We start from the raw sequence: 463 nt of genomic DNA, 5'->3' as shown, positions 1-463 counted from the left end.
AAAGTTGGTACTGTAACTCCTAACGTTGCTGAAGCGGTTAAGAACGCTAAAGCTGGTCAGGTTCGTTACCGTAACGACAAGAACGGTATCATCCACACTACTATCGGCAAAGCATCTTTCGAAGCTAACCAGCTTCAAGAGAACCTAGAAGCACTTCTAGTTGCTCTTAAGAAAGCTAAGCCTTCTTCAGCGAAAGGTACTTTCCTGAAGAAAGTAAGCATCTCTACTACAATGGGTGCTGGTGTTACTGTTGATCAAGCTAGTCTTGACACTCAAGCAAACTAATTTGCTTCGGCGCAGATTTAGTGTATACTTCTGCGCCTAATATTTGTGGTTGGGTGATTTTTGAAGCAATTCAGGTCATCCGTCCCAAGACCGTAGGCGCTGTACTCTTCGGAGATATGGCTTAATAAAACCTACGTAGGCGATGTTGTGGTTTGAAGTGAATTTATTCATTTTTAAA

General features: G+C 42.3%; 1 pseudogene. It reads left to right on the top strand.

The features are described 5' to 3' along the window. Window positions 1–285, top strand: a pseudogene (rplA, locus tag AB4653_RS25460) (50S ribosomal protein L1); the annotation flags it as partial. Window positions 286–463: the final 178 nt, after the last annotated feature.

Source organism: Vibrio sp. 10N.222.48.A3 (assembly GCF_041475345.1).
In the GTDB taxonomy this organism is placed as follows: Bacteria; Pseudomonadota; Gammaproteobacteria; order Enterobacterales; family Vibrionaceae; genus Vibrio; species Vibrio tasmaniensis_A.
This window is presented reverse-complemented; position numbering and strand designations above follow the sequence as displayed.